This window comes from Bradyrhizobium sp. 23 (assembly GCF_023073295.1).
Lineage (GTDB): Bacteria > Pseudomonadota > Alphaproteobacteria > Rhizobiales > Xanthobacteraceae > Bradyrhizobium > Bradyrhizobium canariense_D.
The window spans coordinates 31695-42082 of the sequence record NZ_JADPJF010000088.1 but is presented as its reverse complement, the minus strand read 5'-3'; the positions used below and the strand labels follow the sequence as shown (position 1 = coordinate 42082).

Genomic DNA, 10388 nt, shown 5'->3' with positions numbered 1-10388 from the left:
GGCGGGCATCCAGTACTCCGAGGCGGCGCGGCTAGAATCGAGCCGCTGCGGCTTACTGGATCGTCCGCCCCAGTGCGCAAGCGCGCACAAGGCGGACGATGACAGCTACCGCTTCAAAACGACGTCCCCGCCCGCCGCCGCTTGGCTTCCTCCATTTCCGTCTCGCGCGGCACCGGTGAAATACGGAGCGCGGTGATGCGGTTGCGTTCGCGGCGGAGGACGCGGAAGCGGAAGCCGTGAAAGGTGAAACTCTGGCCGCGGTCGGGGATCGAGCGCGCCTCGTGAATGACGAGGCCGGCGACCGTCGTTGCCTCTTCGTCGGGCAGGTGCCAGTCCATGGCGCGGTTGAGATCGCGGATCGGGACCGAGCCGTCGACGACGACCGAGCCGTCCGGCTGGGCGCGCACGCCCGCGACCACGACGTCATGCTCGTCGGAGATGTCGCCGACGATCTCTTCCAGAATGTCTTCCAGCGTCACGAGGCCTTCAACTTCGCCGTACTCGTCGACGACCAGGGCGAAATGAGTCTTGCGGCGGCGGAACGCCTTGAGCTGCTCGGAGACGGGCCGCATTTCCGGCACGAACCAGGGCGGCAGCGCGATGGTCGAGACGTCGATGCGCGAGGTGTCGCCGTCGGACGCGCGGATCGCGCGCAGCAGATCCTTGGCGTGGAGCACGCCGATGATGTTTTCCGGTTTCTCGCGCCACAGCGGGATGCGGGTGTATTCGGCCGCCAGCACCTCGCGCACCAGATCCTCCGGCGGCAGGTCGGCGTTGATCATCGTCATCTCGGTGCGATGGATCATGACGTCGGAGACCTGGAGCTCGCGCAGATCGAGCAGCCCGCCGAGCATGTCGCGGTCGTGCTTCTCAAACTTGCCTTCATGATGCAGCAGGTCGACCGCGCCGCGGAGGCGCTCGGTCGGCGACAGGATCGCCTGGTGCTCGCCGGCAAGGCCAAACAGGCGCATCAACAGCCGCACGATGACTTCCACGATCCGCAGCAGCGGCCCCAGCACGTACATCGTCAGCCGCATCGGGCGCGCGACCGCGAGCGCCATACGGTCGGGCGCGTTGATCGCGATGGTCTTGGGCAGCACCTCGGCGAAGATCACGACCAGTGCGGTCATCAAGCCGGTGGCATAGAGCACGCCGACGTCGCCGAACCAGGCCGTGAAAATGCTGGTGGCCAGGGCGGATGCACTGATATTGGCGATGTTGTTGCCGAGCAGCAGGGCGCCGATCAGGCGCTCGCGCATGTCGAGCAGCTGCGAAACCACGTCGGCGTCGCGATTACCCTGCTTGGAGAGCCGCAGCATGCTGGCGCGCGAGGCGCCCGTCAGTGCGGTCTCGCTCGCGGCGAAGAAGCCGGAGACCAGCAGGCAGAGAATGACGATGGTGAATCCGAGCCAATCCATGAACCACTCTGGTTTCTTGTTTTGACGCGTTACTTACGCGAACCGGTACCCACTTCGCGCGAAAACGCTGTAGCGCCGTTCAGCCTCGCGTCATGCCTTTTGCGCGAGCTTGTCCTTCAGGAAGTCGCGCACCGGAGCCGGCTCGACGTTCTTCACGGCGACGGCCCGCCCCACGGCCTCCAGCAGGATGAAGGTGAGCCTGCCGCGCTCGACCTTCTTGTCCTGCGCCATCAGCGTCATCAGCGCGTCGGCATCGGCAAGCCCCTCCTGCGCGAAGCCCGCGATGTCCTGCAAGCGCGTCGGCAAGCCGGCGTCAATGAGGTGACGCTCGACTCGCATCGCATCGGCTTCGCCGATCATGCCGAGCTTCGCCGAAAACTGCGCCGCCAGCGTCATGCCGATCGAAACGCCCTCGCCGTGAAACAGGCGGTCGGAGAAGCCGGTCGCGGCTTCTAGTGCATGGCCGAACGTGTGGCCGAGATTGAGCAGCGCACGCTCGCCGGTCTCGCGCTCGTCGCGCGAGACGACGCCGGCCTTGGCGCGGCAGGAGGTCGCGATCGCATGCTCGCGCGCCGAACCGCCTTTGGAGATGTCGGAATGGTTGTTCTCGAGCCAGGCGAAGAAGGCCTCGTCGCCGAGCACGCCGTATTTGGCGACCTCGGCATAGCCGGCGCGAAACTGCCGCGGCGACAACGTGTCGAGCACGGCGGTGTCGGCGATCACAAGCACCGGCTGGTGGAAGGCGCCGAGCAGATTCTTGCCCTGCGGCGAGTTGATGCCGGTCTTGCCGCCGACGGAGGAATCGACCTGCGCCAGCAGCGAGGTCGGCACCTGCACGAAGTCGACGCCGCGACGCAGGATCGCCGCCGCAAAGCCGGCGAGATCGCCGACCACGCCGCCGCCGAGCGCGATGACGAGATCGTTGCGCTCGATCTTGGCGGCGATCAGGGCTTCGCTGACCTTTTCGAGCCCGGCATAGGTCTTGGAGATCTCGCCTTCCTCGACGACGATGCGCGATGTCGGAACGCCGCTGGCTGCGAGGGACGCCTCGGCGGGTTCGAGCCAGTATTTCGCGACGGTGCGATCCGTCACGATCGCGGTGCGCACGCCGGGGCGCAGGCGCGCGACGCGTTCGCCGAGCGAGGCCAGCACGCCGCGGCCGATGACGATGTCATAGGCGCGATTCCCCAGCGCGACCTCGACATTGACGGGATCTGAATGTTTCAAAGGCGCGGTCATCGTGCGGCACTCGCGACGTCGGCTGGTGGCGGGGACGCCCGTTCGCCGCAAAGATGCGCGCGCAGCGTCTCGATGGTCTCCTCAACGATCTTGTCGTGCGGCACGTCGCGCGAGGCGATGGTGAGGTCGGCATGGCCGTAGACCGGCTCGCGCTCGGTGAGCAGGCGCGTCACGGTTCCTTCGGGATCGGCGGTCTGGAGCAGCGGACGGTCGGCGCGCCGGCGCACACGGCGCATGATGACGTCATGATCGGCCTTGAGCCAGATCGAGATCGCCTTCGCGGCGATGCGGGCCCGCGTCTCCTCGCGCATGAAGGCGCCGCCGCCGGTCGCCAGCACGATGGGACCGCCGTCAAGCAGACGCGCGATCACGCGGGCCTCGCCGTCGCGGAAATGCGGCTCGCCATGACGCTCGAAGATTTCCGGTATGGTCATGCCGGCCGCCGCCTCGATCTCGGTGTCGGCATCGACGAAGGGCAGCTTGAGCCGGAGAGCCATGCGGCGGCCGATGGTGGATTTGCCCACCCCCATCATGCCGACGAGCACGATCGAGCGCGTCCCCAGCGCCGACAGGATGTCGGCCTCGGGCGAGGCTTGGATCGGCAACGCGGCGTCGGGCATTTGTCTCGCTCGAATGGGTCTCGCTCGATCTGCCGCCAATGGCGGCATCCTTTGGCCACCTATACGACCCCGCAGGGGCCCTCGCCAGAGGACTCTTGCCACGAAACGGCGAACGTGTTGGATGATTTCATTGGTTAATTTGCCCGCCAAGCCCCTGACCGAGACCCTCTCCGAGATCCTGCCGATGCCCAGCCTGTTCCGCTTCCTGACGGTCGTCGCCGTGATCGCCGGCATCGTCTATGGCGTGGTCTTCGCGCTGGCGAACTTCGTCAATCCCAAGCCGCGGGAAATGACGGTGACGATCCCGCCGGATAAGTTTCTCAAGAAATAGCAGCTAGGCTGCGGGCATGCGTGCCAGATCTTCCGATAACAAGTCCTCAGACACAAAACTCACCGGCCTGTTCCTCGACATGCTCGCGGCGGAACAGGGCGCCGGCCCCAATACGCTCGACGCCTATCGCCGCGACCTCACCGACTTCTCCGAGTTTCTCGGCCGCGTCGGCCATGCATTCGCGGACGCGGAAACACAGACGCTGCGCGACTATCTCGCCGATCTCGACACGCGCGGCTTCAAGTCCACCAGCGTCGCGCGACGGCTATCGGCGATGCGGCATCTCTATCGCTTCCTCCTGAACGAACGCATCAGAACCGACGATCCCGCGGCGATCCTGTCCGGGCCGAAGCGTGGCCGCGGCCTGCCGAAGGTGCTGTCGATTGCCGATGTCGACCGCATGCTCCGCCGCGCCAAGGAATTGAGCGAGGCGGAGGATGCTTCGCTCTCGAAACGGCTGCGCGCCCTGAGACTCTATTGTCTGCTCGAGGTGCTCTACGCCACCGGCCTGCGCGTCTCCGAACTGGTGGCGCTGCCACGTACGGCCGCGAAGCGCGACGCCCGCATGATCGTGGTGCGCGGCAAGGGCAACAAGGAACGGCTGGTGCCGCTCAACGAGGCCTCGCGCCAGGCGATGGCCGATTATCTCGCGGCGACGGAGGCGGCCAAGGACAACAACAAGACCGACAAGAAGAACCGCGTGGCGGCCTCCAAATGGTTGTTCCCCTCGTTCGGCGAGAGCGGGCATCTGACGCGGCAGCATTTTGCCCGCGACTTGAAGGAGCTCGCGGTCGCTTCGGGCCTGCAGGCCCGGCTGGTCTCCCCCCACGTGCTGCGCCACGCCTTCGCCAGCCACCTGCTGCACAACGGGGCCGATTTGCGCATCGTGCAGACGCTGCTCGGCCACACCGACATCTCGACGACCCAGATCTACACCCACGTGGTCGAGGAGCGGCTGAAGAGCCTGGTCCGCGACCTGCACCCGCTGGCGGAGAAATAGTTGCTGCCGTAGCTGCAGTAGCCCGGATGAGCGAAGCGACATCCGGGATTGACGATCGGGCGACCTGCCCCGGATATCGCTTCGCTCATCCGGGCTACGGTACTGGAACGATGAAACCGCCTTGACTTCGGCCACATCTCCGCAGAAAGAGCCGGGGCCTCACGATGATTTGGCCTGCGCTCGTTGCGAGCACACAAGCCAACTCATTGACGAACCTACACTTCTTTCCGCGACATCGAATCCGCTTCGCCGCCTCGCCCCGTCCTCCCTATATTGAGTTGATGCCAGACCAGATGCGCAGCTATCTCGATTTCGAAAAGCCCGTCGCCGAGCTCGATTCCAAGCTCGATGAATTGCGGACGCTTGCGGCCTCCGGCAGCGACATCGCCGAGGAGATCGGGCGGATCGAGGACAAGGCGGCGCAGGCGATGGCCGACCTCTATCTGAACCTGACGCCGTGGCAGAAAACGCTGGTCGCGCGGCATCCGCAGCGGCCGCATTTCAACGACTTCATCAAGGGCCTGATCACCGAGTTCACCCCGCTCGCCGGCGATCGCAAGTTCGGCGAGGACGAGGCGCTGGTGGCCGGCTTCGGCCGCTTCCGCGGCGAGGCCATCTGCGTGATGGGCCAGGAAAAGGGCGATTCCACCGAGAGCCGCATCAAGCATAATTTCGGCATGGCGCGGCCCGAGGGCTATCGCAAATGCGTGCGGCTGATGGAGATGGCGGAGCGGTTCGGCCTGCCGGTGCTGTCGCTCGCCGATTCCGCCGGCGCCTATCCCGGCATCGGCGCGGAAGAGCGCGGCCAGGCCGAGGCGATCGCGCGTTCGACTGATGCCTGCATGGCGCTGACCGTGCCGAACGTCGCCATCATCACCGGCGAGGGCATGTCGGGCGGCGCCATCGCCATCACCACCGCCAACAAGGTCCTGATGCTGGAGCACGCGATCTACAGCGTGATCTCGCCCGAGGCGGCGTCCTCGATCCTCTGGCGCGACGGCTCCAAGGCGCAGGAAGCCGCCAACAACATGAAGATCACGGCCCAGGACATGCTCCGCTTCGGCGTGATCGACAGCATTCTGAAGGAGCCGGTCGGCGGCGCCCATCGCGACCCCGCCGCCATGATCGCCACCACGGGCGACGCCATTGCCAAGGCCTTTGACGAACTCCGGGGTCTGGACGGGGACGCCATCCGCAAGCATCGGCGGCAGAAATTCCTCGATATTGGCCGGAAACTGGGCTGATTCGGGCGGGCTTTGGGGCCCGTTGGACGCGTCCCCCTCCGCCGTCGTCCTGGCTTTCGCCGAGACGACGCTGAATTTGAGGCCGGCCAAACCGTCCCGGAGGCCCCCGGTAACCCCGCGTTAACCCTTTTTTTGCCCAAATCAGCGATCTCAGTGCTGGTTTGGCCGAAAGGCCCAAGTTTCAGCCCAGTTTAAGTCTTCGTTGACCACGCCTTTGGGCCAACGGGCTCGTGATCCCCGTGCGGGTTGCGACCACATGACCCAGAGGTTAGAATTTTAATCAATGGCTTCAGGGCATAAGCGCTGGAGCGTGATTGCGAAAAAGCCCGTCGCGACGGGTCCCGGTCTCCGGTCGGATCATGCTTCAAGATTGGGGTTTGCGCGCGATGCCTTGGACGGTGTGGGGTCCATCTTGATTTCTCGTTCGCTTGCTCGCGCGTTTCTGGTTTCGGTGGCGCTTGCCGCCAGCTTCGTGCTGGCCGGCTGCGACACCGACCAGGTTTCGCTTGCGACCAATGCCAAGGCCAACCAGCCGGTGCCGCCAAAGCTTCTCGCCGCGATGGTCGAGAAGAACATGGATCTGCAATCACCGATCCTGGTGCGCCTGTTCAAGCAGGAGGCCGAGCTCGAGGTCTGGAAGCAGACCCGCAACGGCCAGTTCGCGCTGCTCAAGACCTATCCGATCTGTCGCTGGTCGGGCGATCTCGGCCCGAAGGTGCGCGAAGGCGATCGTCAGGCGCCGGAAGGATTCTACTCGATCAATCCGGGCCAGATGAATCCGCAATCGGCGTACTATTTGTCGTTCAACACGGGCTATCCGAACGCGTTCGACAAGGCTTTGGGCCGCAGCGGGTCGCAGCTGATGGTGCATGGCGATTGTTCGTCGCGCGGCTGCTACGCGATGACGGACGAGCAGATCGCCGAGATCTATTCGCTCGGGCGCGAGTCCTTCTTCGGCGGCCAGAAGGCGTTCCAGTTGCAGGCCTATCCGTTCAAGATGACGCCGGTGAACATGGCCAAGCACCGGAACAATCCGAACATGCCGTTCTGGAAGATGATCAAGGAAGGCTATGATCATTTCGAGGTGACGCGGCAGGAGCCGAAGGTCGATTTCTGCGAGAAGAAGTACGTGTTCGACGCGGCGAAGCCGCCCGACGCCAAGCGCGATCCGGTGTTCGACGCGTCCGCTAAGTGCCCGGCCTATGTGATCCCCGAGGAGATCGCCAGCGCCGTGCGCGAGAAGGATGCGCGCGACCAGGCGGAGTACAACAAGCTGGTTTCGCGCGGCACGCCCGTTGCGCGCATGAACACCGGCATCGACGGCGGCATGAACAAGATCTTTGCCGCGAAGATTCCGGAAGGCTCGACCGGCCTGTCGGAGGGCGCCGAAGGCACCACGCTCCAGATGTTGGCGATGGCGAAGGCGCCGGGCACCATCCCTGGACACGTCAATCCGCCGAAGCCGAATCTCGATGCAGCCGCGCCCTCGCCGCAGGAAGAGCCGGTCGTCGCCGTCAGCGCGCCCGCCGCCAGCGCCCGCGTCGCCACCGCAGCTCCGCCCGAGAAATCCGGCTTCTTCTCCAATCTCGGCCGCAAGATGGGTGTGGGCAATGCCGACGCCACGGCGACCACGCCGCCGCCGCAGGCCACGGCATCCGTCGCTCCGGCTGCAACGACGACCACGACGCCGCCCACCGCAGCGTCCCGGCTGAAGGCCGCGGTGACCCGGTTCGTACCGGGCCGCGACACGTCCAAGGACGCAGCGAAGGATGCACCGAAGCCGGCTGTTGCCGCTGCCAAACCCGCCGAAGCTGCGAAGCCCGACACCCGCCTCGCCGCAACCCGCCCGACGCTGAAGCCGTCGGTGTCGGATGGCGCGGGTGAAGCGACCCAGATCATGGGCGCCGCGCCGGTGGTGCAATCGAACTCGTTCGACAGCCGGTTTGGGGCGGTGAAGTAAAGCGGGCGCTCCGCTTAATCTCTTCGATCCATCCCAGCCTGACGCCGTCATTCCCCGCGAAGGCGGGGAATCCAGTATTCCAGAGGCACCCCTTATCGATCGAGAAGCTGCGGCGTACTGGATGCCCCGCCTTCGCGGGGCATGACAGCCGAGTTCGGTGTGAGAGCGACGCGCTTCACGCGCGCCCTACGGCGCCAGATACCGCAGCAGCTCCGGATTGCCCCTCACCTCGCCCGCTTCGCCTTGCAGCGCGACGCGGCCGCGGTCCAGCACGTAGGCGTAATCGGCGACGCGGAGCGCGAGGTCGAGGTGCTGCTCGACGATGATGACGGCGATGGTTTTCGCAAGCTCGATCAGGCGCTCGGTGATCTCCTCGATTACGCCGATCCAGACGCCTTCGGTCGGCTCGTCGAGCAGAAGAAGTTTTGGATCGCCCAGCATGGCGCGGCCGATGGCGAGCATCTTGCGCTCGCCGCCGGAAAGCGTGCCGGCGGGCTGGTCGAGGCGCTGGCCGAGCTTTGGGAAGATGGTCAGCACGTGCTCGACCGCGTCGGCTTTCCTGCTCGCGAGCGACCCGACCGCGAGATTGTCGCGCACCGACAGGCGCGCGAACACCGAATGCTCCTGCGGCACGTAGCCGATGCCGGCGCGCACCCGCTCCTGGGTCGCGCGGCGGCTGATGTCGCGGCCATCGAAGGCGACCTCGCCCTTCCACGCCGGCAGTTCGCCGACGATGGTCTTCATCAGCGTGGTCTTGCCGGCGCCGTTGCGGCCCAGCACGGCGACACCGCCGCGCCAGGGAATGCCGAGGTTGACGTCGAACAGGACCTGGCTGCGACCATAGCCGGCGTCGAGATGCTTGATGTCCAAAAATTCAGGCACGGCGCAAATAAATCTCCTGGACGGCCTTGTTGGCCTGGATCTCCGACACCGTGCCGGACGCCAGCACCTTGCCCTGGTCGAGCACGGTGAGACGATCGCAGATGTCGCGGATGAAATCGAGATCGTGCTCGACGATGACCAGCGAGCAATGCTTTTTGATCGGCTGCAGCAATTCACCGGTGACGCGGCGCTCCTCCAGGCTCATGCCGCCGGTCGGCTCGTCCAGCAGCAGAAGCTTCGGCTTGCAGGCCAGCGCCATCGCGATCTCCAGCCATTGCTGCTGGCCGTGCGACAGCGCCGCCGCCGCGTCGAAAGCGCGGTTGGCGAGGCGAAATTGCGTCAGCATGGTCATGACCTGATCGTGCAAGAGCCCGCGCGTGCGCGAGAACACGAGATCGAACAGCGAGGATTGCGCCTGCAGCGCGAGCAGAATGTTGTCGTAGAGCGTCAGCGTCGGCAGCACGGATGTGATCTGAAATTTCAAGCTCATACCGGCGCGGGCACGCTCGGTCGGCGTGAACGCGGTGATATCGGCGTTGACGAAGGAGACCTTGCCCTGTGTCGGCACCTCGGCGCCGGCGATGCACTTCATCAGCGTGCTCTTGCCGGAGCCGTTCGGGCCGATCAGGCCGTGAAACTCGTTCTCGCCGACGGTCAGCGCGGCGCCGTCGAGCGCGGTGAGCTTCCCGAAGATCTTCTTGACGCCGCTGGCTTCAAGGAGCGGCATCGCGCTTCTCCTTCCCGGTCTTCCTGGATTTGCCACCAAAGCTGCCGACCCGCTCGCGCTCGCCGAGCACGAAGCTGATCAGGCCGAGCGGCCGGAACAGAATCACCAGCAGGAGCAGCACGCCAAGGATGATCGGCCAGACCTCGCGGTAATTGTCCGAGAGCCAGAAGCTGACGCCCTCAACGATGACGGCACCGATGACGGCGCCGATCAGCGTGCCGGAGCCGCCGAACAGCACATAGAGCACCACTTGCGTCGAGACCACGACGCCGACCATGTTGGGCCAGACGAAACCTTCGTGGAAGGCATAGAGGCTGCCGGCGAGGCCGGCCACTGCGCCTCCGATCGCAAAAATGATCGCCTTCAGATGCTGCGCCTTGTAGCCGAAAAAGGCGATGCGCTGCTCGTTCTCGCGCAATCCCGCGAGCGCCAACCCGAACTGCGAGCGCACCAGAAAGCGGCAGAGGAGATAGACCACGACGAGCAGGCCAAGCACGAGATAATAGAACGGCGGCCCTTCCGAGAACTCGTAACTGCCGAGCGTCATCGAGGAGATCGAGGGGATGCCGTTCTGGCCACCGAGATAGTACCAGCCGCGCGCAAGCCGATCGGCGGCGTAGGATCCGGTCAGCGTGCCCAGCGAGACGAAGATCACGCTGGAGGGATGCCGTCCAAGCAGCAGGAAGCCGCCCAGCAGTAGCGCAAAGGTGAGCCCGATCATGGTGCCCGCGGGCAGCACCAGGAAGATGTTGGTAATGTTGAGATCGCGCGCGAGCAGCGCCACGCCATAGCCGGCCGAGCCGAAAAACAGCGCCTGGCCGAAGCTCATGATGCCGGCATAGCCCCACACCAGGTCGAATGACAGTGCGAACAGCGCGAGGATGATCACGCGCGTCGCGAACACCGTGAGGTAGTCCTGCAGCACCAGCGGGGCGAGCAGCGCCACGACGAGCACGACGCCCTCCAC

General features: G+C 65.3%; 10 protein-coding genes. 4 read left to right on the top strand and 6 right to left on the bottom strand.

The window, feature by feature from the left end; genetic code table 11:
- Positions 1-113: 113 nt before the first annotated feature.
- The 3 genes from IVB32_RS21080 to IVB32_RS21070 all read right to left on the bottom strand — a co-directional run bounded on the left by IVB32_RS21080 (position 114) and on the right by IVB32_RS21070 (position 3277).
- On the bottom strand, positions 114-1418 hold the full coding sequence (locus IVB32_RS21080) for an HlyC/CorC family transporter (protein ID WP_018452925.1): 1305 nt from the start codon (positions 1416-1418) through the stop codon (positions 114-116).
- A gap of 90 nt (positions 1419-1508) precedes the next feature.
- Positions 1509-2657 (bottom strand): 3-dehydroquinate synthase, encoded by a 1149-nt coding sequence (aroB, locus tag IVB32_RS21075; RefSeq protein WP_247299191.1) that lies wholly within the window; start codon positions 2655-2657, stop codon positions 1509-1511.
- Positions 2654-3277, bottom strand: a complete 624-nt coding sequence (locus IVB32_RS21070; RefSeq protein WP_018452923.1) for a shikimate kinase — start codon at positions 3275-3277, stop codon at positions 2654-2656. Before IVB32_RS21070 ends, aroB begins: the two co-directional genes overlap by 4 nt.
- 184 nt (positions 3278-3461) lie before the next feature.
- Between IVB32_RS21070 and IVB32_RS21065 the strand changes: the two genes are divergently transcribed.
- The 4 genes from IVB32_RS21065 to IVB32_RS21050 all read left to right on the top strand — a co-directional run bounded on the left by IVB32_RS21065 (position 3462) and on the right by IVB32_RS21050 (position 7812).
- Positions 3462-3608 (top strand): hypothetical protein, encoded by a 147-nt coding sequence (locus IVB32_RS21065; RefSeq protein ID WP_035669499.1) that lies wholly within the window; start codon positions 3462-3464, stop codon positions 3606-3608.
- A gap of 16 nt (positions 3609-3624) precedes the next feature.
- Entirely contained in the window at positions 3625-4608 is a 984-nt protein-coding gene (xerD, locus tag IVB32_RS21060; RefSeq protein WP_018452921.1) for a site-specific tyrosine recombinase XerD, read from the top strand.
- Positions 4609-4889: 281 nt separating this feature from the next.
- On the top strand, positions 4890-5852 hold the full coding sequence (locus tag IVB32_RS21055) for an acetyl-CoA carboxylase carboxyltransferase subunit alpha (protein WP_007599220.1): 963 nt from the start codon (positions 4890-4892) through the stop codon (positions 5850-5852).
- A 412-nt stretch (positions 5853-6264) separates the two neighbouring features.
- The gene (locus tag IVB32_RS21050; RefSeq protein WP_231189755.1) at positions 6265-7812 is read left to right on the top strand and encodes a murein L,D-transpeptidase family protein; all 1548 of its coding nucleotides are present in this window, start codon (positions 6265-6267) and stop codon (positions 7810-7812) included.
- 186 nt (positions 7813-7998) lie between these two features.
- Here the strand turns inward: IVB32_RS21050 and IVB32_RS21045 are convergent, their stop codons facing one another.
- The 3 genes from IVB32_RS21045 to IVB32_RS21035 form a co-directional block, all read right to left on the bottom strand.
- On the bottom strand, positions 7999-8694 hold the full coding sequence (locus tag IVB32_RS21045) for an ABC transporter ATP-binding protein (RefSeq protein ID WP_026232421.1): 696 nt from the start codon (positions 8692-8694) through the stop codon (positions 7999-8001).
- On the bottom strand, positions 8687-9421 hold the full coding sequence (locus IVB32_RS21040; RefSeq protein ID WP_018452918.1) for an ABC transporter ATP-binding protein: 735 nt from the start codon (positions 9419-9421) through the stop codon (positions 8687-8689). The genes IVB32_RS21045 and IVB32_RS21040 overlap by 8 nt, the downstream gene beginning before the upstream one ends.
- Positions 9408-10388: branched-chain amino acid ABC transporter permease (locus tag IVB32_RS21035; RefSeq protein ID WP_247411370.1), on the bottom strand; the 981-nt coding region annotated here is incomplete at its 5' end. The genes IVB32_RS21035 and IVB32_RS21040, both read right to left, overlap by 14 nt.